The 26,283-nt window shown below is 69.4% G+C and carries 21 protein-coding genes; 12 read left to right on the top strand and 9 right to left on the bottom strand.

Features of this window, described 5'->3' with window-relative positions; genetic code table 11:
- Nucleotides 1–33: 33 nt before the first annotated feature.
- A complete protein-coding gene (locus ACIA5D_RS39060) occupies nucleotides 34–1,188 on the bottom strand; it encodes an ROK family protein (protein ID WP_396035540.1) in 1,155 nt (384 codons plus the stop codon).
- A gap of 120 nt (nucleotides 1,189–1,308) precedes the next feature.
- Between ACIA5D_RS39060 and ACIA5D_RS39055 the strand changes: the two genes are divergently transcribed.
- From ACIA5D_RS39055 to ACIA5D_RS39025, 7 genes are all read left to right on the top strand, one after another.
- A complete protein-coding gene (locus ACIA5D_RS39055; protein WP_396035539.1) occupies nucleotides 1,309–3,405 on the top strand; it encodes an alpha-galactosidase in 2,097 nt (698 codons plus the stop codon).
- Nucleotides 3,406–3,409: 4 nt separating this feature from the next.
- Complete coding sequence (locus tag ACIA5D_RS39050) at nucleotides 3,410–4,366, top strand: acetylxylan esterase (RefSeq protein ID WP_396035538.1); 957 nt, start codon at nucleotides 3,410–3,412, stop codon at nucleotides 4,364–4,366.
- 11 nt (nucleotides 4,367–4,377) lie between these two features.
- A complete protein-coding gene (locus tag ACIA5D_RS39045; protein ID WP_396035537.1) occupies nucleotides 4,378–6,639 on the top strand; it encodes a glycosyl hydrolase family 95 catalytic domain-containing protein in 2,262 nt (753 codons plus the stop codon).
- A 150-nt stretch (nucleotides 6,640–6,789) separates the two neighbouring features.
- A complete protein-coding gene (locus ACIA5D_RS39040) occupies nucleotides 6,790–7,749 on the top strand; it encodes a hypothetical protein (protein ID WP_396035536.1) in 960 nt (319 codons plus the stop codon).
- Nucleotides 7,750–8,009: 260 nt separating this feature from the next.
- Complete coding sequence (locus ACIA5D_RS39035) at nucleotides 8,010–8,300, top strand: DUF5317 family protein (RefSeq protein WP_396035535.1); 291 nt, start codon at nucleotides 8,010–8,012, stop codon at nucleotides 8,298–8,300.
- 544 nt (nucleotides 8,301–8,844) lie between these two features.
- Complete coding sequence (locus ACIA5D_RS39030) at nucleotides 8,845–9,522, top strand: hypothetical protein (protein WP_396035534.1); 678 nt, start codon at nucleotides 8,845–8,847, stop codon at nucleotides 9,520–9,522.
- A gap of 252 nt (nucleotides 9,523–9,774) precedes the next feature.
- Nucleotides 9,775–10,047, top strand: a complete 273-nt coding sequence (locus tag ACIA5D_RS39025; protein ID WP_396035533.1) for an SHOCT domain-containing protein — start codon at nucleotides 9,775–9,777, stop codon at nucleotides 10,045–10,047.
- Nucleotides 10,048–10,107: 60 nt separating this feature from the next.
- Here the strand turns inward: ACIA5D_RS39025 and ACIA5D_RS39020 are convergent, their stop codons facing one another.
- The 5 genes from ACIA5D_RS39020 to ACIA5D_RS39000 all read right to left on the bottom strand — a co-directional run bounded on the left by ACIA5D_RS39020 (nucleotide 10,108) and on the right by ACIA5D_RS39000 (nucleotide 14,883).
- Nucleotides 10,108–10,533 carry a PPOX class F420-dependent oxidoreductase gene (locus ACIA5D_RS39020; RefSeq protein ID WP_396035532.1) on the bottom strand — a complete coding sequence of 142 codons (426 nt, stop codon included), beginning with the start codon at nucleotides 10,531–10,533 and terminating at the stop codon, nucleotides 10,108–10,110.
- A 116-nt stretch (nucleotides 10,534–10,649) separates the two neighbouring features.
- Complete coding sequence (locus ACIA5D_RS39015) at nucleotides 10,650–11,048, bottom strand: alpha/beta fold hydrolase (protein ID WP_396035531.1); 399 nt, start codon at nucleotides 11,046–11,048, stop codon at nucleotides 10,650–10,652.
- A gap of 196 nt (nucleotides 11,049–11,244) precedes the next feature.
- Nucleotides 11,245–12,855, bottom strand: a complete 1,611-nt coding sequence (locus tag ACIA5D_RS39010; RefSeq protein ID WP_396035530.1) for an extracellular solute-binding protein — start codon at nucleotides 12,853–12,855, stop codon at nucleotides 11,245–11,247.
- Nucleotides 12,856–12,940: 85 nt separating this feature from the next.
- Nucleotides 12,941–13,876, bottom strand: coding sequence for a carbohydrate ABC transporter permease (locus tag ACIA5D_RS39005; RefSeq protein WP_396035529.1), 936 nt, complete (start codon nucleotides 13,874–13,876; stop codon nucleotides 12,941–12,943).
- The gene (locus ACIA5D_RS39000; protein WP_396035527.1) at nucleotides 13,873–14,883 is read right to left on the bottom strand and encodes an ABC transporter permease; all 1,011 of its coding nucleotides are present in this window, start codon (nucleotides 14,881–14,883) and stop codon (nucleotides 13,873–13,875) included. Before ACIA5D_RS39000 ends, ACIA5D_RS39005 begins: the two co-directional genes overlap by 4 nt.
- Nucleotides 14,884–15,033: 150 nt before the next feature.
- Between ACIA5D_RS39000 and ACIA5D_RS38995 the strand changes: the two genes are divergently transcribed.
- From ACIA5D_RS38995 to ACIA5D_RS38985, 3 genes are all read left to right on the top strand, one after another.
- The gene (locus ACIA5D_RS38995; protein WP_396035526.1) at nucleotides 15,034–16,155 is read left to right on the top strand and encodes an ROK family protein; all 1,122 of its coding nucleotides are present in this window, start codon (nucleotides 15,034–15,036) and stop codon (nucleotides 16,153–16,155) included.
- 84 nt (nucleotides 16,156–16,239) lie between these two features.
- A complete protein-coding gene (locus ACIA5D_RS38990; RefSeq protein ID WP_396035525.1) occupies nucleotides 16,240–18,687 on the top strand; it encodes a X2-like carbohydrate binding domain-containing protein in 2,448 nt (815 codons plus the stop codon).
- 70 nt (nucleotides 18,688–18,757) lie between these two features.
- Nucleotides 18,758–19,960 (top strand): mandelate racemase/muconate lactonizing enzyme family protein, encoded by a 1,203-nt coding sequence (locus tag ACIA5D_RS38985; protein ID WP_396035524.1) that lies wholly within the window; start codon nucleotides 18,758–18,760, stop codon nucleotides 19,958–19,960.
- Nucleotides 19,961–19,972: 12 nt separating this feature from the next.
- Here the strand turns inward: ACIA5D_RS38985 and ACIA5D_RS38980 are convergent, their stop codons facing one another.
- Genes ACIA5D_RS38980 through ACIA5D_RS38970 form a run of 3 tightly spaced genes read right to left on the bottom strand, consistent with a single transcriptional unit; the run spans nucleotide 19,973 to nucleotide 23,082 of the window.
- Nucleotides 19,973–20,812: a carbohydrate ABC transporter permease gene (locus ACIA5D_RS38980; RefSeq protein WP_396035523.1), complete on the bottom strand. Its 840-nt coding sequence runs from the start codon at nucleotides 20,810–20,812 to the stop codon at nucleotides 19,973–19,975.
- Entirely contained in the window at nucleotides 20,809–21,777 is a 969-nt protein-coding gene (locus ACIA5D_RS38975; RefSeq protein WP_396035522.1) for a carbohydrate ABC transporter permease, read from the bottom strand. The genes ACIA5D_RS38980 and ACIA5D_RS38975 overlap by 4 nt, the downstream gene beginning before the upstream one ends.
- A 6-nt stretch (nucleotides 21,778–21,783) precedes the next feature.
- Nucleotides 21,784–23,082 carry an extracellular solute-binding protein gene (locus ACIA5D_RS38970; RefSeq protein ID WP_396035521.1) on the bottom strand — a complete coding sequence of 433 codons (1,299 nt, stop codon included), beginning with the start codon at nucleotides 23,080–23,082 and terminating at the stop codon, nucleotides 21,784–21,786.
- A 362-nt stretch (nucleotides 23,083–23,444) separates the two neighbouring features.
- On the opposite strand from ACIA5D_RS38970, the gene ACIA5D_RS38965 reads away from it, so the two are divergent.
- Complete coding sequence (locus tag ACIA5D_RS38965; RefSeq protein WP_396035520.1) at nucleotides 23,445–24,593, top strand: RCC1 domain-containing protein; 1,149 nt, start codon at nucleotides 23,445–23,447, stop codon at nucleotides 24,591–24,593.
- A 201-nt stretch (nucleotides 24,594–24,794) separates the two neighbouring features.
- Nucleotides 24,795–26,261: a sigma-70 family RNA polymerase sigma factor gene (locus tag ACIA5D_RS38960; RefSeq protein ID WP_396035519.1), complete on the top strand. Its 1,467-nt coding sequence runs from the start codon at nucleotides 24,795–24,797 to the stop codon at nucleotides 26,259–26,261.
- Nucleotides 26,262–26,283 lie beyond the last annotated feature (22 nt).

The raw sequence follows: 26,283 nt of genomic DNA, 5'->3' as shown, positions 1-26,283 counted from the left end.
ACGCGCCGGACCGGCAGCGCGGATCGTGGGTGCTCAGGCGGCGACGAGAGCCTGGATGCTGACGGTGGCCGCGCCGCGCGCCCACTCCTCGAACGGCAGCGGGCGAATCGAGAGCGGGCAGTCGGCGGCGGCGCCGAACGCCTGCCGCTGGAAGCCGGCCCGGATGTGCGGCTCGAACAGGTCGTAGGCGGCCAGACCCTCGCCGGAGACGACGATGCGCGACGGGCCGACCAGGTTGGCGACCGCGGCGATGCCGGAGCCGATCGCGTCGCCGGCGCGGGCGAAGACGGCGCCGATCGGGGCATCGCCCGCACGGGCCAGCGCCACCGCGTCGGAGAACGTGAGCTCCGGCCGGCCGGCAGCCTCCCGGGCCTGCCGGACGATGGCATCGGCGCCCGCGATGGCCTCGACGCAGCCGCGGCCTCCGCAGTGGCAGGCGGGGCCGTTCACGTCGATGCCGATGTGGCCGATCTCGCCGGCCACGCCGTGCGAGCCGGAGACGAGCCGGCCGTTGACGACCAGGCCGCAGCCGATGCCGGCGCCGACGGTCACGAGCGCGAACGACTCGGCGCCCACGCCCTCGCCGAACCAGTGCTCGGCGGTGGTCAGCGCCTTCACGTCGTTCTCCACGGTGACGGTCAGCCCGGTGATCTTCTCGACCCGCTCCTGCAGGGGCAGGTCGTGCCACCGCAGGAACGGCGAGTACCGCACCAGGCCGGTGGAACGGTCGACGTCGCCGGAGACGGCCAGCCCGAGCCGGCGGGTGCGGGCCCGGTAGTCGCCGGGACCGTCGAGCAGCTCGTCGACCAGCTCACCGAGCTCGGTGAGGACGTGGTCGACGTGCGGAACGGCCAGCCGCCGGTGCGCCGCCGTCCGGACCTCGGCGCGCAGGTCGCAGACGACGCCGATGAGCTCGTCACCGGTGATCTTGATGCCGACGAAGAACTCGCGGTCGGCCCGGATGGCCAGGGGGCTGGCCGGGCGGCCGGCCCCCGGCCCGGTCCGCTCGGTCGCGGCCAGTTCCTCGAGGTAGCCCATCTCGATGAGTGGACGGGCCGCCTTGGTGACGGCGGCGGAGGACAGGCCGAGTCGACGGGCCAGCGCGACGCGGCTGATGGGACCCTCGGTCAGGACGGCCGTGAACACGGCGGTCACCGCGGGCGCGACGGCCTCGACGTCGGGAAACATGGACGAAATCTAGGCTCAATAATTTCCTTCGTCAAGTATTGATTTAGCCGAGAACGCCGCCATACGCTCGCTCGGCCGCACCCATCGGTCACCCTCCCACGATCACCACCGAGGATCCAGATGCCCCACCTGCTGTTCGAGCCCCATCAGCGCCTGTGGCTGCTGCGCACCCCGTCCACGTCGTACGCCGTCCGGCTCGACGAGGACGACAACGTGCGGCACGTGCACTGGGGTGCGGCGCTGACACCGGATCAGGCGCGGGAGCTGGCCGAGCGAACACCGCCGGCCGGAAGCAGCTTCGACGCCGCCGGCGGGGCGGAAGAGCTGGCCGTGGAGGGTGGCGCCCGCTTCGGGCCGCCCAGCCTTCAGGTGCGCTTCGCCGACGGCACCCGCGGCGTCGAGTGGCGCTACGCCGGCCACGACGCCGAGGACGGACACCTGCGGATCCACCTGGACGACCGGCACTACCCGCTGCGCCTCACCCTGCACTACCGGGTGCACGACGACAGCGACGTGATCGAACGGTGGACGACCGTCGAGAACCGCGACGAACGGCTCCCGATCACGGTGCAGCGCTGCGACAGCGCGGCGTGGACCCTGCCGCACCGCAGCGGCTACCGGGTGAGCCACCTGGTCGGCGGCTGGAACAGCGAGTTCCAGCTGCGCCGGGCCGAGGTCGCCACCGCCGAGACCGTCTTCACCAGCCGGCGCGGCATGACCAGCCACCACGCCAACCCCTGGCTGGCCCTGGACGACGGCACGGCCGGCGAGGAGCACGGCGAGGTGTGGAGCACGGCGCTGGCCTGGAGCGGCAGTTGGCGGATCACCCTGCACCGCGACCCGGCCGGCCGGACGACGTGGACCGGCGGCCACGGCCACGAGGGGCTCACGTGGTCGCTGGCGCCCGGCGAGACCCTCCAGACGCCGGTGTTCGCCGGGGTCTTCACAACCGGCGGGTTCGGGGCGGCCAGCCGTGCCTGGCACGCGTACGTCAGCCGGCATGTGCTCCCCCAGCCCGGCGAGCCGCGGCCGGTGCTCTACAACTCGTGGGAGGCGACCGGGTTCGACGTCGACAAGGCCGGCCAGACGGCGCTGGCCGCGCGGGCCGCACGGCTCAGCGTCGAGCTTTTCGTGGTGGACGACGGCTGGTTCGGCGGCCGGGTCAGCGACCACGCCGGCCTCGGTGACTGGACGCCCAACCCGGACCGCTTTCCCCAGGGTCTGCGGCCGCTCTCGGCCGAGGTGCACCGGCTCGGCATGCTCTTCGGGCTGTGGGTCGAGCCGGAGATGGTCAACCCGGACAGCGACCTCTACCGGGAACATCCGGACTGGGTGCTGCACATGGCCCACCGCGAGCGTACGGAGATGCGGCACCAGCTTGTGCTCAACCTCGCCCGGCCCGACACTCGCGAATGGGCCCACTCCTGGCTCGACCGGCTGGTCGACGAACACGACATCGACTTTCTCAAGTGGGACGCCAACCGCCCGTTCACCGAGGCCGGATGGCCGGGCCACGCCGACCCCGACCGGCTGTGGATCGAGCACACGCGGGCGGTCTACCAGATCATGGACCGGCTGCGTGCCGACCATCCGGGCCTGCGCATCGAGGCCTGCGCCGGTGGTGGCGGACGAGCCGACCTGGGCATCCTCGCCCGCACCGACCAGGTGTGGACGTCGGACAACACCGACCCGGTCGACCGGATCGGCATCCAGCACGGCTTCAGCCAGCTCTTCCCGGCCCAGGTGATGGGGGCGTGGGTGACCGACAGCCCGAACGTGGCCACCGCCCGCGCGACGCCGCTGCGCTTCCGGTTCCACGTCGCCATGGCCGGCGCGCTGGGCGTCGGCGGCGACCTCGCCACGTGGTCCGAAGACGAGCTGAAGGAGGCCGCCGAGCTGATCGCCACGTACAAGCGCATCCGGCCCGCGGTCCACCATGGCGCCGCGTACCGGCTGGCCGGCGACGGCGCGCTGACCGCGGTCGGGTACGCCTACGAGGACCAGTTCGTGGTGCTCGCCTGGTGCCCGTCGCGCCCGTACGGCCACGAACCCGCCCCGCTGCGGCTGACCGCGCTCGACCCCGATGCCACCTACCGCGATCAGGACACCGGCGCCGTCCACTCCGGAGCCGTCCTGCTGCAGTCCGGCCTTCCCCTCCCCTTGCCCGAGGGCGACCACGCCAGCGCCCTCGTCCAGCTCATCCGCATCGAGGACTGACGCCATGGCCATGTTCGACCTTCCCCTCGCCCAGCTGCGCGACTACCGCCCGGCCCTCGACGAGCCCCGCGACTTCGACGCCTTCTGGTCCCGCACGCTGACCGCCGCCCGCAAGCACGACCTGGCGGCCGAGCTGACGCCGTTCGACGCATTGCTGCCCGGCGTGCGCGTCTTCGACGTACGGTTCGCCGGCTACGACGGTCAACGGGTGGCCGCCTGGCTGCTGGTGCCGGCCAGGGCCGATGCGCCGGTGCCGTGCGTCGTGCAATTCATCGGGTACGGCGGTGGGCGCGGCCGCCCACACGAGTGGCTGCTGTGGCCGGCCGCCGGATACGCCGTGCTCGTGGTGGACTCCCGCGGCCAGGGCGACGGCGACACCCCCGACCTGCCCGGCGACGGCACGCCGCACCACACCGGCGTGCTGACCCGCGGCGTGCTCGACCCTGAGCAGTACTACTACCGCCGGTTGTTCACCGACGCCGTACGCGCGGTCGACCTGGCCGCCACCCTGTCCGATGTGGACCCCGACCGCATCGTGGTGGCCGGCGCGAGCCAGGGCGGCGGCATCGCGCAGGCGGTGGCCGGCCTGCACGACCGCGTCCGGGCCGCGCTGATCGACGTGCCGTTCCTGACCCACTTCCGGCGCGCCACCGAGATCACCGACTCGTACCCGTACCAGGAGCTGTCGGTCTTCTGCGCGACCAACCGCGACCGGATCGAGCAGGTCTTCCACACCCTGGCCTACTTCGACGGCGTGAACCTCGCCGCCCGGGCGACGGCGCCGGCGCTGTACTCCGTCGGCCTCATGGACGACGTTTGCCCGCCGTCCACTGTGTACGCCGCCTTCAATCACTACGCCGGTCCGAAGTGGATCCAGGTCTGGCCGTACAACCGGCACGAGGGCGGCGGAACGTTCCAGGCGCCGGTCCAGCTGCCCTGGCTTCGCGATCAGCTGGCCTGAGGAGACCGCCGATGTCGTCCACCGTTCTCTTCTACGATCGACCGGCGGAACGCTGGTTCGAGGCGTTGCCGATCGGCAACGGCCGGCTCGGCGGCATGGTCTACGGAGGCACCGGCACCGAGACCGTCCGGCTGTCCGAGTCGACCGCGTGGTCCGGGGCGCCGTCGGACACCGATGTGAGCCCGACCGCCCTGCGCGAACTCCCGGCCATCCGGCGGCTGCTGTTCGCCGGGCAGTACGGCGAGGCCCAGCGGCTGGCCGAGGAGCACCTGACCGGCCGCCCGGCGTCGTTCGGCACCAACGTGCCGCTCCCCCGGCTGCGCCTCGATTTCGACGGCGGCGCGGCCGAGAACTACCGTCGCGAGCTCGACCTCGACACCGGCATCGTCCGCGTCGAGTTCGACCGGGACGGTGCTCACCACGTACGCGAAATCTTCGCCTCTCACCCGCACGGCGTCATTGCCTTGCGCCTCACCGCGGACCGCCCGGCGGCCGTCAGCTTCACCGCCACGCTGGACGACACCGTGCTGCCCGGCGTGACCACGTCCACCGAGGCCGGTCTCGCGTTCAGTGGCCGCGCCGTCGAGTCCTTGCACAGCAACGGGAAAGACGGCGCGGCTGTCGAGATCCGCGCCCGGTTCGAGACCGAGGGCGGAACGCTACGGCGCGACAGCGACACGGTCACGGTCACCGGCGCGGACGCGGTGGTCGTGGTGATCGCCGTCGGCACCGACTGGGCCGGCGATGACCCGGTCGGGCGGGCCGAGAAGCTGGTCGCCGCGACCGGGTACGACGTGCTGCGTAGCGCGCACCTCGAGGACCATCAACGGCTGATCCGGCGGGTGTCGCTCGACCTCGGCGAACCCGTCGCGCTGCCCACCGACGTACGGCGGGAAAGGCTCGCCCAGGGCGAGCGGGACGACGACCTGATCGCCCTCTACTTCCAGTACGGCCGTTACCTCACCATCGCGGGCTCGCGGGAGGACTCGCCGCTGCCGCTGGCGTTGCAGGGCGTGTGGAACGACGGGTTCGCCAGCAGCATGGGCTGGAGCAACGACTTCCACCTCGACATCAACACCCAGCAGAACTACTGGGCCGCCGAGTCGGCCAATCTCGCCGAATGCCACGCCCCGCTGGTCCGGTACGTCCGGCGCCTCGCCGAGACCGGGCGCGCCACGGCCCGGCAGATGTACGGCGCGGACGGCTGGGTTGCGCACACTGTCGCCAACGCCTGGGGCTACACCGCGCCCGGCAGCGGCATCGGCTGGGGCCTGAACGTCACCGCCGGGACCTGGATCGCCCTGCAGCTGTGGGAGCACTACGAGTACAACCTCGACGAGGAGTATCTGCGCGAGCAGGCGTACCCGGTCCTCCGCGACGCCGCGCTGTTCATGCTGTCCTATCTGGTGCCCGAGCCGACCCACGGCTGGCTCGTGGCCGGGCCGGCCGAGTCACCGGAGAACTGGTACCTGGCCCCGGACGGCGCGCAGTGCTCGGTCGCGATGGGCACCACCGCCGATCGCGTCTTCGCCGAGGCGATCCTGCGCATCTGCGGCCGGGCCGCCGCCATCCTCGACGTCGACCCTTCGTTGCGCGCGCGGGTAGCGGCGGCCCGGGAACGCCTGTCCCCGTTCCGGATCGGACGGCACGGCCAGTTGCAGGAATGGCTCGAGGATTTCGAGGAGGCGGATCCGGCCCATCGGCACACCGCGCACCTGGTCGCGGTGTTTCCCGAGCGGCAGATCACCCCGCGCGGCACCCCTTCGCTGGCCCGCGCGGCGGCGGTCACCATCGAGCGCCGGCAGGCCGCGCCCGGGTGGGAGCAGACCGAATGGGTGGAGGCCAACTTCGCCGCCTTCTACGCCCGCCTGCTCGACGGCGACCGGGCGCTCGCCCACGTCACCCGGCTGATCGCCGACGCCAGCGAGGCCAACCTGCTCAGCTACTCCGCCGGCGGCATCGCGGGCGCGCCGGAGAACATCTACTCCTTTGACGGCAACTCCGGCGGCACCGGCGCGATCGCCGAGATGCTGCTGCAATCCGACGGCGAGGAGATCGAGCTGCTGCCCGCGCTGCCCTCGGCCTGGCGCGACGGCTCGGTCCGCGGGCTGCGCGCCCGCGGCGGCTTCACCGTCGACCTGACCTGGCGCGGCGGCCGGCTGCACCAGGCCCGGATCCGCTCAGACGCGGCCGCCGGCGCCCGCGTCCGCTACCGCGACACCGTCACCGACGCCGCCTGGGAACCGGCGGAGGAGCTCACCTTCGGAGCCTGAACGGGCCGACTCCGCAGGCGTCAAAGGAATTGCCTGTACTAATAGGTATTATCATATTGACTGCCATCGTTGACGACGGCGAAACTTCGATGCGTCCCCTCCGGCGTCGGCCGCCCCCTCCGGCGCCTCGTCGCTCTTGGAGGTCGCCGTATGGAACGACGCGCTTTGCTCCGCGGATTTGCGGGATTTGCAGGCCTGGCCGGTGTCGGCGTGCCCGCTGCCGCGCAGGCCGCCGGGCCCGCCGGCATGCCCACCTACACCTATCTGCGTGACGCGCTCAAGACGCCGCTGCGCTACAACCCGACCGGGGAGTTCATCTTCCCCTGCATCCGCGGCGTCTACGACAAGATCAGCGGCGCGCGCAGCCGCTACTACCTGTACTACGCACCGCACGAGAAGCCCGGCGGCATCTGCGTTGCCGGGGCCGACTCGCTCAACGGGCCGTTCTCCGAGTACGCGAGCAACCCGATCATCGACAACGTGCTGCCCAGCACGACCGTCTCACACGTGTCGTCGCCGCACGTGACCTGGGACGCGGCCACGAAACAGTTCTTCCTCTACTTCCACGGGGAGAACACCACGACCCGCGTGGCCCGGTCGTCCGACGGCCTCTCGTTCCGCGACGAGACTCCCATTCTGAGTACGCGTCTCGTGCCCGGCCTCACCGAGACCTCGTACGCGAGGGTCTTCGAATACGCGATCCCCGGGCGGGGCAATAGATACACGATGGTCTACATGGGGGTGCTCTCGGGCCGGCGGCGCATCTATCACGGCTGGTCGCCGAACGGATGGGACCAGTGGCAGTTCGCCCAGACATCGCTGGTGAACCCCGAGCCGGACGGCCTCACCGACATCTCCGGGCCGTCGCTGGTATTCCGCAACAGCACGGTCTACGTGGCGTACCACGGCAACGACGGCAAGATGCGGCTTACCGAGGTGGGGCCGAGTTTCGACCGAGAGAACCATCTGGGCGTCTTCTACGCCCCCGGGGCCTCGGACAACGGCCGGGCGGCGGCGCCGTCGTTCGGCACGGACGGCGGGGCGCAGTACATGTTCTACGAGGCCGGCCCGCGGCTGAGCGCCCGAATCTGCATCGCCCGAGCCGCCTGATCTGGTTGCTTGCCCCGGGAGAAGTAGGTCAAGGTTCGCATCCCATCTTGTTGTTCGACCCGAGTCTTAGGCGGCGGTCATTCCGTGAATGGCGATTGTTACGTGCAGACGATGTTTGGCGGCAATCTCGACCAGCGGATCCGGCAGGATACCCGTCCCGGATCATTGGTCGCCCATGGTGTCCGGAGCCCGGGGATGTCGTCTTGACGATGGTGACGTGGCATACCGCGGGCTAGAAACGAGGGACCCTGGGCGCGTCCATGAACGCCCTGGTCATCGGGTTGAACGGCCGGATGCCGTACGACCCGGCGGCGTCCGCGGCGGTCGGGAACGCGCCCGGACTCGAAGGCCCGAAGAACGCGCCCGCCGGCGCCGGCACCCGGTTGGCTCCGCTCGGCGACATCATTGCGGTGCCGCTGATCCGCAAGGTGGCGAGCCCCGGCGACGTCCTGATCAGCGGCGGCACCGTCGCCCTGGTCGTGCTGGCGATGCGCAGAACCCGCCGCGACCACGTGACACCCGCACCTGCCGTCGCGCCCGCCACCGCCTGACGAAAGGAGAAGGTCCATGACCACCAAGCTCACCTGGCGGCGCCTGGCCCTGGCCACCAGCACCCTGGCCAGCCTGGCCCTGCTGCTCTACACCGTCGGCGCCCCGCACGTCAGCGGGGGCTGACCTTCACGCTCACCCGACCGATCCCCGCCGCCCGCTGACAAGGAGGCTCCACCATGACCCGAACCCTGACCTGGCGGCACATCGTGCTGGCCGCCCTGAGCCTGGCCACGCTCGCACTTCTGCTCTACACGATCGGCGCGCCGGGCGAGATCTCCCCGTCCTGACTGTCGGCGCCCTCGCACCTGACGCTGTTGCTCGACTCTGTCGGCCCACCACACGACTACGGCCGGAACGAAAGTCGCCCCGGGCGCACCATGGCCCGGGGCGCCCGGCGCTCCAGCCGTCGTGGTCATAGTCAACGAACGGTCGAACTTCCCGCTGAGAGCGCCACGATCCGTAGCAGCCCGCCCGATGGAGCCGATCTCTGGATTTGCCGAGATGAGGGGCGCAGGTCGTCCCCGGGAAGGGCAGGGTGGGGTGATGGATCTGCGGCTTCGTAGTGCGGTCGATGCGAGTGTGGGATGGTACGACGACCTCTGCGCCTTGCACCGGGTCGGGTCGATTCTGGCTGACGGACTGTGGAGCGCGCTGGATGCCCCGCCGCCGCTGCATTCGGATGCAGTGGTCGTGGAGCCTGAGGTGACCGCGGAGCAAGTCCTCGCTCGCCTTGATGGCCGAGAGCGCTGCGGGGTCAAGGACAGCTTTGCGACTGTGGACCTGGCCGGCGAGGGTATGGAGCTGCTGTTCTCGGCCACCTGGATCCACCGCGAAGCCGAGCCGGGCCGGCGACGTGCAGTGCCTGCCGGGTGGGTTGCGGTGACCGACCCGGATCAGCTTTCCGAGTGGACCGGCCAGCATGACACCCGTGATGTTCTGTTACCGCCGCTGCTGCGGCGCGCTCATTTCCGCATCCTGGCCCGGTACGTCGATGATCGCATCGTGGCCGGCGCGGTCGCCCGGCTGGGCAGTGGCGCTGTCGATGTGTCGAACGTGTACGCCGTATCCGGGCATCGTGTCGATTGGGCGGAGCTGGCCGACGTTGTCGCGGCGTTCTTCCCGGGCCGCCCCCTTGTCGGTTACGAGCGTGGGGATGCGCTCGCGGCCGCACAGGACGGCGGTTTTACGCCCCTCGGCGAGCTGAGGGTCTGGGTCCGCTAGCAGATTCGTACGAGCCGTCCGGCGGTCGCCCCTCGGACCCGGGCCTACACCAACCGCGCAGGCCGCACTGATCTGCCGCCGAGCCGCGCGGCCGGCCTGCTCGACGAGGAACGTCCGCGCGGCCTCGATATCGCGGGCGAGCCCGTCCTCGCTCGGGCTGCCCGGGTTGCCGCCGTAGCCGCGATAGCCGAGAAGCAGCACGGTGAGGCCGCGGCCGGCCAGGGCGGCGGCGGTGGGGCGCGGGTCAGCCGGTTGCCGGCGTTGCCCGGCGCGAGCAGCACCGCCAAGCGCCGGCCGGGCGTCTCCATCATCGAGGCCATGCAGCGCCGCACCGCACAACTGAAATGGGAAACCCACCGCCAGACGCACTCCCGAACCGGATCGTCGGAGGGAACTGCCGATTTCGTGACCTCGCCCAGTCCCACGCCGGACCGGACGCAGGCGCTGGCCCGGTTCGTCAGCCTGCGCGACGCCGGAGCAATCAGCGAGGAGGAGTTCGCGGCCCTCCAGGCGCGTCTGCACTGAAAAGACACGTCCTCGCTGGATCTGTACGACGGCTTCGGCGGCGGTCAGCGGACCGGCAGGTTACAGGGCGATGTCCACGACGCCGCTGATGCGGTCGATGTGCAGACGGCACAACGCCTCGCCCTCAACGGCGTTACGCTTGCCGAAGTCGGGCGCGAGCCGGGCCGGGACATACCGTTCAGCGATCCTCGTGGTCCACGTGAGCAGGTCCGGAGCTTGCCGTTCGAGAGTGACCGAACCACGGATCACGGCGAACGCATAGGGGTACTCAGACACGTCCACGGCGAGTGCTGCGCGCGGATTGGTCCGCAGGTTGCGCCCTTTGACGGTCTGCTCGCCGGTGGTGAACACCAGATCCTCGCCATCGACCACGAACCACACCGGCGCCACGTGCGGACTCCCGCTCGGCGACGCGGTCGCCAGCTTGCCCGTGCGGCTTCCGACACAGATGAAGTCCATCGCTTCCTGCCGGGTCATCGCTCCCATACCCCCAGCATGCTCCGAGGCGGCTCGGCTCGCAGCCGACGTGGCCGGTAGCAGGTACACGGATCTGCCGCGAGTCGTGCGGGACGGCTGTCGCCGCGGGTACTTGGTTCGATCGGTCAAGCACTGGTGAGTAAATGGGCAGTGGGTGTGTAGTCGATCTTCCAGTCCGCGTAGACGCCGAGTGTGCCGTCGGTGAGGCAGCGCAGCCCGATGCTGATCCAACGGACCTCCCGGTCGGCCCCCGCGCGAAGCCGATCGCGACGGCGAACCAGAGCGAAGACGTCATCGGTGCTGCGGACCGTCTCCGGCGCGATGGTCTGCCCCATCCCGGGAAGATCGAGATACAACCGGCGCCAGCCCGGCCGGTTCTCGAACACCGGCTCGAAGCAGCCGGTCATGATCCGATGATCCGGCGGGAACCCGTGCAACAGCACGACCGTGTACACGGCGTCACCGACGGCGGGACCGCGCTCGATGTAGTGGACATCGACCCCCGCGGCGTTCAGGAATGGCATGAGTTGATCATTCCACGTTGCCGCCGAGCCCAGCTGCGGCTTCGTTGGCTCTGCCGGGTTGCCCCAGCGATGACTCTCGAGACGCTCGGCGGTCTACCTGTTCATGACGGAGCGCTACCGCATCAAGCCCGCCTGACCGCGCCGGAACCCAGCCGGCTGTCGCCAACCGGCTGGGCCCGTCCGTCACTTGGCGGAATTACTTGACGGACTTGAACTTGTCGTAGGCGTTCTGGTTGAGCTCGAGGTACCGCTTCATGCCGAGCCCGTCGAGGCCCTGCACCCAGGAGTCCCAGTCGGTGTCGATGTTCTTGGTGCCGGTGATGAAGGCCAGCACGCCCTGGCTGACGTAGCTGTCGAGGTTGGTCTTCAGCGTCGCCATCTCGGAGACGGCGGTCTCATCGGCCCAGATCTGGGCCTCCGGGAAGACCTGCGCCTTGTCCACGTGGGGCTCGTACTGCTTCGTCGCCTCGAACAGCCGCCGCTCGAGGCCGGCCTCGGAGTAGATGTCCTCCGGCACGGCCTGGGCGTTGCGCAGGGCGAGCGTCACGTTGTACTGCCCCAGGGCCTGCCAGGCGATGTTCTTCGGCACGTCCGGGCCCGTTATCGGCTTCCACGTCGGCTTCACCGTCTTGTCGAGCGCGACGTCGCCGGCGCCGGGCTTCACCCAGCCGACCCCCTCGGGCCCGGTGTTGACGATGACCTGTCCCTCGTCGGTGTAGATGTAGTCGAGCATCTTGATCGCGGCGATGCGCGCCTCCTTGCTGGACTTGTTGGTCAGCATGAAGGTGTAGCCGGTCGAGGTCGGATTGTTGTACCCGGTGTAGCTCTTGCCCGAAGGTCCGGTCAGCGGCGGCACGGCGTCGTACTGCTTGTCCCGGCCGTCCTTCGAGCCGAGCTGGACGAAGATGCCCGGCCACAGCACCGGCGCGGAGCCGAGCTGGACGGCCGACGGGTTGTTGCCGATGGTCTGGAGCGCCTCGGGGTTCTGGGTGAACGAGCCCGGGTCGATCAGACCGTCCTTGTAGAGCGAGTTGATGTACTTGAGGCCCCCGCGCCACTCGGGCTTGTCGACCGGGGTCGTCACCGTGTCACCGTTGAGCGCCAGCAGCGCCGGCATGCCGTTGTTGCCGCCGTACGGGACGTAGGTGAACGCGCCCATCAGGTAGCTGATCAGGGTGCTGTCCTGCGCGTCGGTGCTCATCGGGAGCTCGTCGGGCTTGCCGTTGCCGTTCGGGTCCTGCGTCTTGAACGCCTTCAGAACCGTACGCAGATCTTCTGTGGTCTTCGGCGTCTGCAGGTGCAGCTTCTTCAACCACGCGGAGTTCATCCAGAGCTTGTCGTGGTACGTGCAGTGGTAGCAGTCGGACCACTGCGGCAGGGCGTAGATGTGGCCGTCCGGCGTGGTCGACATCGCCTTGAGCACGCTGTTGGAGTCCAGCGCCTTCTGGATGTTCGGCGCGTACTGCTTGATCAGGTCTTCCAGCGGCACCGCGACGCCCTGCTTGCCGAGCTTCTGGACGTCGGTCTTGGTGAACGCGTCGACCCAGGGAATCAGCATGAACAGGTCCGGGTAGTCGCCGCTGGAGATCGCGATCTGCCGCTTCTCCTTGGCCGGCCCGCCGTCGTACGTGGTGGTCTGGAACTGGAACTTGATCTTGTATTTGTCGCTGAGCAGCGTGGTGATCGCGTTGGTGTCGAGCTTCGTGTCGGCGTCGGCCGGCGCCAAGACGGAGATGACGACCTTGTCGCCGTCCATCTTCGCCTGGGGGGCGCTGTCCTCGCTGCTGGAGGTACAGCCCGCCGTCACCGCCAATGCGGTGGCGGCCGTCAATGCGATTGCTATTTTTCCAGGGGAACGCAGTGCCATGGTTCCTTCCATTCTTGAGTTACCACTAGCCCTTGACGGCGCCCACCAGAACGCCTTTGCTGAAGTGGCGCGCGACAAACGGGTAGATGATGAGCACGGGGAGGCTCGAAACGACGATCAGCGCGTACCTGAGAACATTGGCCAGCTGTATCTGATGCATCTGCTGTGCCAGGTCCGTGGCACCCGTGCGGGGCGTGTTGAGAAGGAGAATGTTGCGCAGCACGATCTGCAACGGATACAGATCGGGATCCCTCAGGTACACCAGGGCGTCGAAATAGGTGTTCCACTGGTAGATCGTGTACATCAGCGCGAGGACGGCCAGCAGCGGCTTGGACAGCGGGAGCACCACCGACCGCAGGGTCCGCAACTCGCTCGCCCCGTCGAGCATCGACGCCTCGTACAGCTCGTCCGGGATCGAGTTGGCGAAGAACGTGCGGGCGATGATCACCTGCCAGACGCCGATCGCGTTGGGGATCAGCAGGGCCCAGCGGGTGTCCAGCATGCCGAGGTCGTGCACGACCATGTAGGTCGGGATCAGGCCGCCCGAGAACAGCATGGTGAAGATGAGCAGCGTCATCAGCACGTTGCGCCCGTAGAAGGTCTTGCGGGACAACGGGTACGCGATGGCCACCGTCAGCGTGACGCTGATCGCCGTGCCGGCGACGGCGTAGATCAGTGAGTTGTAGTAGCCCTGCAGGACCTCCGAGTTGCTCAGGACGGACCGGTACGCCTCCAGCGAGAAGTCGACGGGCCAGAAGCTCACTCGGCCCGAGTTGACCGCGGCCGGGCTGCTGAACGAGCTGGACACGATGTAGATCAGCGGCAGCAGAACCAGCACCAGCGCGATGACCAGCATGATTTTGACAACGATCAGGAAAACGCGGTCACCGAATGGTTCGCGGACCTTCGCGGCGGTCCGGCGATCGCGCCGCAGCTTCGATATCACAGTGATGGTCGTCATCGCCACAATCCGTTTCCGGTGATCCGCTTGGCCACGAAGTTGACCATCAGCAACAGGCAGAGATTGACCACCGAGTTGAACAGGCCGACGGCGGTGGCCATGCTGAAGTCCGCGTTGATCAGGCCGGTCTTGTAGACGTATGTCGGGATGATTTCCGACTGCGCGAGGTTCAGGTTGTTCTGCAGCAGATAGGCCTTCTCGAACCCGATCGCCATCATGTTTCCCACGCCCAGGATCAACATGACCACCGCGGTCGGCATGATTCCGGGCAGGTCGACGTGGCGGATGCGTTGCAGCCGCCCGGCCCCGTCGATCTTGGCTGATTCGTGCAGCGCCGGGTCGATGCCGGCCAGCGCCGCCAGGTAGATGACGGCCGCGTATCCGGCGGTCTGCCAGACGTCGGTCCACACGTAGATGTGCCGGAAGAAGCCCGGATCGCCGAGGAAGTTGATCGGGCCGACCCCGACCGCGTCGAGCCCCTGGTTCACGACGCCGATCCGGGGCGACAGCACCAGGATCGTCATCGAGACCACCACCACAGTGGAGATGAAGTACGGCGCATAGGTGACCATCTGCACCGTGCGTTTGAACCAGCCGTTGCGGATCTCATTCAGCGCCAGCGCCAGCGCCAGCGGCACCGGGAAGCTGGCCAGCACCAGATAGAACGCCAGGATGAAGGTGTTCTTCAGCAGCGTGCCGAAGACCGGGTTGCTGAACAGCTGCTGGAAGTTCCGCAGGCCGACCCAGGGGCTGCCCCACGGGCCCAGCACGGGGCTGTAGTCCGTGAACGCGATGACATTGAAGCTCATCGGGATGTACTTGAAGATGACGAAGTAGGCCAACGGCACGCTCACCAGCAGGTACAGCTGCCAGTGCAGCCGCCAGGACCGCTGCGCCTGGGACCAGCGGCTGCGCCGGCGCACCGCCGGGCCGGCGGGCCCCGACGGCCGGGCGGGCCGCTCGGCCGCACTCGGCGGCGGAATCGGATGCTGCGTGGTTGTCGCCATCAGGCCTCCTGTTACCGCGGCCGAGTGCCTGTCTCGGGAAACATGGCCGAAACCTAGGCTCAATAATTTCCTTCGTCAAGTATTGATTTCCGTAAGCCGCTGACCTACGTTTCGGCCATGTTCACCGAGGCCGATAACGTCGCACCGGCCATGACCGCCGTGTTCACGGCGGTTCTGACCGAGGGACCGCTCAGTCGTGTCGGTCTCGCCCGCCGGCTCGGACTGTCGTCGGCCGCCGTCACCAAGGCCGCGCGGCCGCTCATCGAGCAGGGCTACCTGCAGGAGCTGGCCGCAACCGAGCGGTCCGGCCCGGGCGCCGGCCGGCCGGCCAGCCCCCTCGCCATCCGGGCCGATCGCGAGTTCTTCGTCGGCGTGAAGATCACGGCCGACGAGCTGATCGGCGTGGTCTGCGATCTCGGCGCACAGGTACGGGCGTCGGCCCACCGCCCCCTGCCGTACGCGGAGGTCGAGCAGGTCCTCACGGAACTCGGCCACCTCGTCGACGAGTTGCTCGACGGTCCCGGCGACTACCGCACCCGTACCCGCCGGCTGGGCCTGGCCGTCTCCGGCGACGTGGACCGCGCCACCGGCCTGGTGCGGTACTCGCCGTTCCTGCACTGGCACGACGTACCGCTGCAGGATCTGGCCGAGAAGATCACCGGGCTGACGGTCACGGTCGAGAACGACGTGAAGGCGCTGACCACCGCCGAGCACTGGTTCGGCGAGGGCGTGGGGGCCGAGTCATTCGCCCTGATCACCGTGGGCACCGGCATCGGTTGCGGCCTGGTCGTCAACGGCCGGCTCGTCTCCGGCTCGCACGGCGTCGCCGGCGAGATCGGCCACATCGGCGTCGACGTCGGCGGCCCCGTGTGCCATTGCGGCGGGCGCGGCTGCGTCGAGGCCATCGCCGGTACCCACGCCATCGTCAGCCGGGCCCGGGAGCGCTCCGGCCGGCCGGAGCTCGGCCTCGACGACGCGGTGGCCCTCGCCCGCGGCGGCGACGAGCGGGTCGGCGCCGTGTTCGCCGAGGCCGGCAACGCGATCGGCTGCGGCATCGCCGCCGTGGCCAACCTGGTCGGCCCGGCCCGCATCGTCGTCTCCGGCGAGGGCCTGGCCGCGTACGACCTGTTCGAGACGCACATCCGCGCCGGCTTCGAGCGCCAGGCGTTCGGCGCCGCCACCGACTGCCCGCTCTCCATCCGGCCGCTGCCCTTCGAGGAGTGGGCGCGCGGCGCCGCCACCGTCAGCATCCAGGCCTTCGTCGCATCCTGAGAAGAACCTGACAAAACCGACGAGAACCGGACGGCCCACCGCCGCCCGGCGATACCCCGCACCCCAAACCAGGAAGGTATGACATTGAGGTCAACTCGTTCCGCGGCCGTCCTGGGCGCCGCGATGCTCCTGCTCCTGGGCGCCGGCGCCTATCCGGCGCAGGCCGACACCGGACCCAAGCCGAGTCCACCGCCGGGCGCGCGGGCGGCCGTCGCACCCGCCACAACAACAGCCCCGACCGCCGCCTCAGCCCCCGACCCGTGGGCCGTGAAGCCGTACATGGGCTGGAGCAGCTACAGCATGCAGGTCTACTCCGGCAACGGTAAGTGGATCACGCCCGACCAGCTCATCAGTCAGTCCGACGCCATGCACGCCAAGCTCCAGAAGTACGGCTACAACTACATCAACGTCGACGCAGGCTGGAACGACGGGGTCGACGCCAACGGCCGGCCGAAACCCATGAAGGACTTCCAGAAGGTCATCGACCACGTCCACGCCAACGGCCAGAAGTTCGGGCTCTACATGATCCCCGGCATCTCGGCCGCCGTGTACGACGCGAGCCTGCCGATCGCCGGCGCGCCCGGCTGCACCACCCACGACATCGTCAAGCAGCCGACGCAGCAGGCCGACTACTGGAACATCGGCTACAAGATCGACTTCTCGAATCCGTGCTCGCAGAAGTACATCGACTCGATCGCCGACCTGTTCGCCCAGTGGGGCGTCAACTTCGTCAAGTTCGACAGCGTCACGCCGGGCTCCGGGATCAGCGATCTCTCGCTCGACGCCCGCGACGACGTCGCCGCGTGGTCGTCGGCCCTCAAGAAGCACAAGATCTGGTTCGAGCTGTCCTGGGCGCTCGACCCCAAGTACGCCGACTACTGGCGGTCCAAGGCGAACGGCTGGCGGATCGACTGGGACGTCGAGTGCTACTGCGCCAACGACGCGCTCACCCAGTGGCAGAACATCGCGCGGCTCTTCCCCGACCTGGCGACCTGGTGGCGCAACGGCGGGAACGGCGGGTGGAACGACCTCGACTCGCTGGATGTCGGCAACGGTTCGATGGACGGCCTGACCAAGGACGAGCGACGGACCGCGATGACGTTGTGGTCCATCTCGGCGGCGCCGCTCTATCTGGGCAACGACCTGACAAACCTTGACGCGTACGGCCTGAGCCTGGTCACCAATCCGGAAGTGATCGCGGTCGACCAGGCCGGAACCCCGGCGCGCCCGGTCAACGCGTCGGCGCAGCAACCGATCTGGTACGCGCTCGACGCCGACGGAAGCTACACCGTCGCGCTGTTCAACCTCGGCCGCACCGACAAGGACATCACCGCGAACTTCTCGGACATCGGGCTGACCGGCGCCGCCACCGTACGCGACCTGTGGGCCCGCACGGACCTCGGCCGCTTCGCCGGCAAGTTCACCGCCGCCGATGTGCCGATCCACGGCGTACGCCTGCTCAAGGTGACGCCGCAGTCCAGCGCGTCCGTCGCCGTCAACGACGACGCCCTGCGCGTCGGCTACCAGGGCGCCTGGACCCGCAACGGCGGCAACGAGGTCGCCGCCACCTCGCAGCCGCTCGCCCTGACCGTCACCGACACCGGCGCCACCGCGCCGCCGTCGACGACCGGCCCGGTCCGCACCATCACCCACGACGACACCGACCAGGGCATCGCATACGTGGGATCGTGGTCGACAAGCACCGGTCGCGGGCTCGGCGACTACGGCGACGGCGTGCACTACACCGAGCGCGACGGCGACGCGTTCGAATACACGTTCCAGGGCACCGGAGTCTCGTACCTCACCGAGATGGACACGTCCCAGGGCAACGTCGACATCTACGTCGACGGCCAGTTCGTGAAGACCGTGAACACGGGACGGGACCAGGGGCAGCCGCGCCTCGCGCAGCAGACCGTCTTCACGGTGAACGACCTGCCCAACGGGAGCCACACGCTCCGGGCCGTCAAGAAGTCCGGCTCCTTCATGCTGGTCGACCGGATCGACGTCCTGCAGCCGAGCCTGCTCGACCCGCCCACGGCATCGTTCGACCGCCAGGCGCCCGCCGACGTACCGGTGGCGCTCCTGCGTGACGGCAGCGAGTTCGCCGGCGTCTCGAACGGCGGCGCGGCCCTGACGCCGGGCAGGGACTACACCCTGTCGGGGTCGACCGTGACCCTGCGCTCGGCCTACCTCGCCGGCCTTCCGGTCGGCGCGGCCCAGCTGGACTTCGCGTTCCGCGGGGACCGTCTGGACGACGTACACGCCACTTCGCGCAACGGCGACGCGGTCTCGTACACGTTCACCGGCACCGGCGTCGACTGGATCACCGCCACCGCACCCGACCAGGGGCTCGTCGACGTCTACATCGACGGCAAGCTCGTCCGCAGCGTCGACACCCACGGCGCCGTCCGCGCAACCCAGCAAAAGGCGTTCAGCGCCTCCGGACTGAAGAACGGGCAGCACACCTTCAAGGCGGTCAAGGTGTCGGGCGACGTGATGCGCACCGACGTCATCCGCTACACCACCCGATGACCTCCGGGAGGGCCGGCGACTGGGGAGTTCCCGGCCCTCCCGGAACCACGCACCTGACGAGGAGCACGACATGGCACACGACGTCCGGGGGCTGCTCTCCCCCTCGCTGGCCGAGCTGGCCCCCGGCGACGAGGGAGCCGTGATCACCTCCGTCGGGACGTACGCCCTCGCGGTGCCGTTGCCACAGACCCTGTCCGACGCGACCGCCCAGTTGACGGCCTGGACGGTCCCGGTCGTCGAGATCCGCACGGCCGACGGCCGGGTCGGCACCGGGATCTCCGGCGTGCACTGCGGCGCCGAACTGCTGACCCAGGTGATCGACAACTACTACGCGCCGGCCCTGCTCGGCGCGTCGTCCGAGGACATCCTCGGCACCTGGAAGCGTCTCTACTGGCTGCCGACACACTGGATCGGCCGGGCCGGACCCGTACACATGGCTCTGTCGATGGTGGACATCGCGCTGTGGGACCTCGCCGCCCAGCGCGCCGGCCTGCCGCTGTGGCGCCTGCTCGGCGGCGCCGCCGGCCCCATCGAGACCTACAACACCGACGGCGGCTGGCTCAACCTCAGCGTCGCCGAGCTCACCCGCGACCTCGGCTCGCTGGTCGACCGCGGCTGGCAGCGCGTCAAGGTCAAGGTCGGCAAGGCGAACTGGCGGGAGGATGCCGCCCGGGTCCGCGCCGCGCGCCAGGCCGTCGGCAGCGACATCACCCTGATGTGCGACGCGAACCAGCGCTGGGACTTCAGCACCGCGAACCGCATGCTGCCGGTGCTGGCCGAGGTGGGCATGGACTGGTTCGAGGAGCCGGTGCACGCCGACGACATCACGGCCCACCGGCGTCTGCAGGCGGCGCGCCCGGTCGACATCGCCGCCGGCGAGAGCCTGTACTCGTACCAGGCCTTCGCGAACTTCCTGGCCGCCCGCGCCCTGCGCGTCATCCAGGTCGACGTGACGCGGGTCGGCGGCGTGACCGAATGGATGCAGGTCGCCCAGCACGCCGCCGCCGAAGGCCTCCGCGTCGTCCCCCACGCCGGCGACATGATGCAGGTGCACCAGCATCTAGCCGGCACGTTCCTCAGCGAGACCACCCCGCTGCTGGAGTTCATCCCGTGGACGCAGGACGCGTTCGTGCACCGCAGCGTCGTCGTCGACGGCTACGCAGAGCGTCCCCAGGCGCCCGGCGCATCGACCGCCATCGCCCCCGCCGCCCGGTCGCGGTGGCAGATAAAGGGAATCGGCGCGACCGTCTCCGCTCAGGGTCCGACCCCTTGACCCGAACCCCTGTTACCCTTTGCCGATCCCGCTGGTGAGGCCGCTGATGAGTTGCCGCTCGGCGAAGGCGTAACACACCAGCGAGGGCAGCACCGCGAGGGTGACGTAGGCGAGGATGCGTGCGGTGTCCGCCGAGTACTGCGACTGGAACTGCTGGACGCCCAGGGGCAGCGTCCACCACTGGGAGTCGCTGAAGACGATCAGCGGGAGCAGGTAGTTGTTCCAGCTGCCCACCACGGCGAGGACCGCGACGGTCCCGAGGGCGGGCCTGGCCATCGGCAGCAGGATCCGCCAGAAGAAGCGGAACGGGCCGCAGCCGTCGAGCACCGCGGACTCCTCGACCTCGGCCGGTATGCCGCGGAAGAAGCTGCGCAGGATGACGATGGTGATGGGCAGGCCGAACGCCGCCTGCGGCAGGATGACGCCGAGCGGGTTGTTCAGCAGGTTCATCTCGCGCAGCAGGATGAACAGCGGCAGGATCGCGACGGCGAACGGGAACATCAGCCCGATCGCGAACAGCATGAACAGCAACTCCCGCCCCGGGAAGGCGTAGCGGGCGAAGATGTACGCGGCCATGGCGCCGACCCCGACCACCAGGAAGGTGCTCGCGACGGCGATGACGAGGCTGTTGGTGGCCTGTTGCCAGAACGCCGAGGAGCGCAGCGCGTCGAGGTAGTTGCCGGGCACCCACGGGTCGGGCAGCCCGAACGGGTTGGTGAACAGCTGGCCGTTGTCCTTGAACCCGCCCAGGACGCCGAAGACGATCGGCACGACCACCACGGCGGCGACCAGGATGCTGAGCAGATGCAGGGCGCCGTGCCGGGCCCGGCGCGCTCCGGTGGCGTGACTCATCGCCGGTCTCCCATCGTCGTGATCGCGCCCTCGAGATCGCGGCGCAGGACGAAACGCTGGTACAGCAGGCCGAAGGCGAGGCTGATCAGGAAGATCGCCATGCTGATCGCGCTGGCGTAGCCCACGTGGAACCGCTTGAAGCCCTCCTGGAACATCGTCACGGCCAGGGTCTCCGACGATCGGATCGGGCCGCCGCCGGTGAGCACCCACACCATGTCGAACAGCTGGATCGTGCCGAGCACCGAGAGGAAGACGCAGATCCGGATGGTGGGCCCGAGCAGGGGCAGGGTGATGTGCCGGAACGCCTGCCAGCCGCCGGCGCCGTCGATGGCGGCCGCGTCGTGCAACTCCTGCGGGATCCCCTGCCGGCCGGCGAGGAACAGGATCGTGTGGAATCCGAAGTACTTCCACGAGATGACCAGGAACAGCGAGTACATCACGGTGTCCGGGTCGGCCAGCCAGGTGGCGCCGAGGTCGCCGAGCCCGATCAGCCGGGTGACATGGTTCGCGAGGCCCTGGTTGGGCGAGAAGATCATCGTGAAGAGAACCGCGGTGACGACCTCGGACAGGACGAAGGGCGTGAAGAACAGCATTCGGTACGCCCGGCGGCCGCGCAACGGCTGGTTGAGCAGCATGGCCAGGGCGAGTGACACCGGCAGCTGGATGCCGAGCGAGAGCACCACCAGCAGCAGCGCCCGGCGCAGGTCGCCGGCGAAGATGTCGTCGGCCAGCAACCGGTGGAAGTTCTCCAGTCCGACGAACTGCGTCGGCGCGCCGAAGCCGTTCCAGTTGAAGAAGCTGCCGTAAGCGGCAACCACGATCGGGGTGAGCACGAGCAGCAGGAACAGCACCAGTGCCGGGCTCAGGAAGGCCACGATGGTGAGCCACGGCCGCCGGCGCCGGCGCGGGGCGGCCTCGACCGGCGGCGGCGCGGCCGGCGCGGGCCGGCGTTCGTCGGTGAGCACCGCTCGTCAGCCCTGCTTGGCCGCGGTGGTGATGGCCTGGACGACCTGCTGCGGAGACGACTTGCCGGCCAGCAGCTCGGCCACGCTGTCGTTGACCTGCTGACCGACCGCGGGGGCGTAGGCCTGGTCCAGATAGAGCTGGAACCCAGTCGAGTTGACCATCGTGTCGCCCACCAGTTTGAGGTTGGGATCGGTCACGGCGTCCTGCGCGGCCTTGACCACCGGCAGCACGCCCGCGGTCTTCGCCTCGATGCGGGCGTTTTCGGGCTGGGCGATGAACTTCAGAAATTCGATCGCCTCGGGCGGCGCGTCCTTGCCGACCGCGAAACCACCGCCGCCCCCGAACGCGTCGGTGATCTTTCCCTTGCCACCGTCGACCGCCGGGAACGTGAAGAACCCGAGCTTGCCGCCGAGTCCCTTCTTGCCGGCCGAGTTGTCCCGCTCGACGACCGGCGCCCACTGGCCCATAAGCTCCATGGCGGCCTTGCCGTTGCCCATGGTCGCGGCCTGACCGTCGGCCGTGGAGTATCCCGCGGCGAGGTAGCCGGTCTGGAACGGTTGCAGAGCGACGAGCTCCGCCAGACGGTCACCGGCCGCGACGAAGTCTGGCGTGTTGAAGTTCTTGTCGGCGCCGGCCTGCCGCAGCGCGTCCAGACCGGCGACCCGCATGGCCAGGTAGGCCCAGTAGTAGTGGCCCGGCCATTTCTCCTTGCCGGCCAGCGCGATCGGCGTGATCTTCGCGGCCTTCAGCTTGCGGACGGCCTCGAGGTAGTCCGCCCAGGTGGCCGGCGGGGTGCTCACCCCGGCCCGGTCGAAGAGCTCCTTGTTGTACCAGAAGCCGACCATCCCGGTGTCGACCGCGGACGCGTACGTCTTCCCGCCGTTCGTGTACGCGTCGAGCGCGGTCGGGATCAGCGTGCCCTTCCAGGCGCCGACGTCCGCGGTGATGTCCTTGACCATCCCCGCGTCGGCCTGCTGGAACAGCACCCCGCCGCCCCAGGTGTGGAAGATGTCCGGTGGATCGCCGGCCTGGACGACGGTGGTCAGCTTGGTCTTGAAGGCCTCGTTCTCCAGCGGCGTGATCTCGAACTTCACGCCGGGGTGGGCGGCCTCGAACTGGTGAGCCATCTGCGCCCACGCCGACAGCATCGGGTCGGTGTTGGCGATGTGCCACCACCGGATCTTCTTGGCCGAACCCGGTTTGCCGCCGTCGTCGTCGCCGCAACCGGCGAGGACCGCCCCGGCGGCGGCCGCGGCGGTCAGTTCTAGGAATGATCTGCGACCAAAGCGCGCTTGACCCGTCACCGTGAGCTCCCCTTTCGGCACCTGCTCATACACACGTGGAATCGGCGGCCGGAACACGCAAGCCGCGGAAGTTTCGGAGATTCATCGATACCTTTTGGTGTCGTTAGCGGCAGGTTACGAGCTGAAGTCGGCCGGGTCAATACCAAACACGGCCTCGGCGAGCGAAACTTCCGATCCATTATCGTTGTCGAGACGGTTGCTGAAAAACCGTTACGACGATTGCCGAGCCGGAGTCGCGCGGCACTTTGTGCATTGCTCCTGGTCAATGTCGCGACGTCAGTGCTATGAACTGGTGGGTGGCCCGGACCCGCCGGGGCAACGTCGCCCCCACCGTTCACGCGTCAACTCGCTGGGGGAACCACATGAGAAGATCGATCATCGCGGCGGCACTGACGGCCGTCGCGATCGCGGTGCTGGGCTGGGGAACGACGGGGACGGCCATCGCGGCCGCCAGCCCCGGGCCGGGCACCGTCGCCACGGGTTACTCGCACACCTGCGCGGTCCGCGGCGATGGCAGCCTGTGGTGCTGGGGCAGCAACGAGAGCGGTCAGCTCGGCGACGGCACGCCCTCGGGCCACTCCACCCCGGCCCGGGTCGGCGATGCCACCACCTGGGCCGCCGTGGACGCCGGCACCAGCTTCAACTGCGCGGTACGCACCGACGGCAGCCTGTGGTGCTGGGGCAGCAACCGCCGGGGTCAGCTCGGCGACGGCACCACCACGGACCGGAACACCCCGGTTCAGGTCGGCACGGCCACGACCTGGGCCCGGGTCAGCGCCGGCGACAGCCACACCTGCGCAGTCCGGACCGACGGCACCCTCTGGTGCTGGGGCTTCAACCGGCTCGGCCAGCTGGGCGTCGGCCTCGACGTCTACTACGCGACCTCGCCGGTGCAGGTCGGCACGGCGACCACGTGGTCGAACGTCACGACCGGCTTCGCGCACACCTGCGCGACCCGCACCGACGGAACGCTGTGGTGCTGGGGCGACAGCACGACCGGACAGCTCGGCATCGGCATCCTGAGCTACACGGCGGTCCCGGCGCAGGTCGGCACCGCCACAACGTGGACCGGTGTGACGGCCGGCTACGCCTTCACCTGCGCGGTCCGGTCCGACGGGACACTGTGGTGCTGGGGCGAGAACGGATACGGCCAGCTCGGCGCGACCACGACGTACCAGACGACACCGATGCGGGTCGGCGACGGAACCACCTGGGCCGCCGTCGGCGCAAGCTTCAACACCACCTGCGCGACCCGCACCGACCACACGCTGTGGTGCTGGGGCAACAACATGGCCGGGCAGCTCGCCGACGGCACGACGGTCAACCGGTACGCCCCGACGCTGGTCGGCACCGCCACCACGTGGACGAACAGCTTCGACGTCGCCTACCACGCGTGCGCGGCCCGCACCGACGGCAGCCTGTGGTGCTGGGGCTACAACCCGGCCGGCCAGGTCGGCGACGGCACCACCGTCAACCGGACGGCCCCGGCGCCGGTGGACCTGCCGGCCTGATCTGAATCGCGAGTCCATGCCGCCGGCCTTGCCGGCGGCATTCACTTTCTCTCGGTGCCCGAGAATGGAATTCGACCAACGGATTGAAACGTAACCGGCCAGGTCACCCGCGACTATCGTCTTGAATGTGCGGTGCGACGCTCATAGCATGTGGCACAGATTGTGAGCGTTCACTATTCCTTTCCGGAGTCAGGACATCCATTGGCTCAGCCGTTTCCCGGTCGCGAGGAGGCACTCGTCGTCGCCGCGCGGGCCGGCGACCGGGCCGCGCTGAACGAGCTGTTCGGCCGTCACCTACCGATGGTCTACAACCTCGTCCGACGGGCCCTGCCCGGTGACGCGGCCGCCGACGACGTCGTGCAGGACGTGCTGGTGCGGGCGCTGCGGCAGATTCCCGACCTGCGGTCGGCGGCCAGTTTCCGGCCCTGGCTGGCCGCCATCGCCGTACGCCAGATCGGCAGCCACCTGGCGCGAGTGGACAGCGCGGCCCGCCGCTCGGCGCCGCTGGACACGGCGCTCGGCCGCCCCGATCCCGGCGCCGATGTGGAAGGGCCGGCGCTGCTGCGGGTCGAGCTGTCCAGTCAACGGCAGCAGGTCGGGCACGCGCTGCGATGGATGGGCGCCGACGAGCGGGCGGCGTTCTCGCTGTGGTGGCTGGAGATGATCGGCGAACTGTCCCGCACCGACGTTGCGGGGGCGCTGGGGACGAGCGTCGCGCATGCCGGGGTACGGATGCAGCGGATGCGTGAGCAGCTGGAGGCGAGCCGGCAGATCGTGGCCGCGCTCGAGGCCATGCCCGGCTGCGACCTGCTCGGCGACATCGCGGCCGAGTGGGACGGAAGGCCGAGCCCGTACTGGCGAAAGCGGCTCGGACGTCATGTCCCGTCCTGCCCCGTGTGCGCACGCGCCACCGGACGCCTGCTGCCCAGCGACCGGTTGCTCGCCGGCCTGGTCCTGCTGCCCGTCCCGGCCGCGCTCGGAGCCGCCCTGGCGATCAAGGCTCTCTCCGGCGCCGCGGCCGCCGGCTCGGGGGTCAAGGTCGCGGCGGGCGTCGCGACGTGGCTGGGCCGCGCGATCCAGGCGGCCGCGGCGCACCCGGTCGCGGCGACGGTCACCGCCGGGGTCCTGGCCGTCGGCGTCACGCTGCCCACGACCGGATGGGCCACTTCGGCGTCGCCTCCGCACGGGCTGACCGGAACGGCCGCGCCCGCGGCCGGCTCCTCGGCCGGAACGCTGGCGATCGGGCGGGTGTCGCTGGAATCGGCCGGGATCGCCGGGCGATACGTCGCCGTGGCCGACGGCTCGGGGGTGCTGACCGCGGTCGGGCCGGGGAACGACGCGGCGGCCCGGGAACGGGCCGGCCTGCAGGTGGTCGCGGGACTGGCCGACCCGTCGTGCTTCTCGTTCCGCCGCCCGGACGGCACCTACTTCCGGCATTCGTCGTTCCGGCTGCGGCTGAGCCCGGACGAAGGAACCGTCCTGTTCCGGCAGGACGCGACGTTCTGCGCCCGGACCGGCTTCGTCAGCGGCTCGCTGTCGCTGGAGTCGTTCAACTACCGGGGCTTCTTCCTGCGCCACGTCGGCGATCAAATGTGGATCGACCAGTACGACGGAAGCACGGCATTCCGGTCGGACGGCTCCTTCTTCGTTCGCCCGCCATTGGGCTGAACCACGCTCGAGAACGTACTGA

Origin of the sequence: Actinoplanes sp. NPDC051513 (genome assembly GCF_044454685.1) — a bacterium.
In the GTDB taxonomy this organism is placed as follows: Bacteria; Actinomycetota; Actinomycetes; order Mycobacteriales; family Micromonosporaceae; genus Actinoplanes.
The sequence above is the reverse complement of the archived record's forward strand: the minus strand, read 5'-3'. Positions and strand labels throughout refer to the sequence as shown.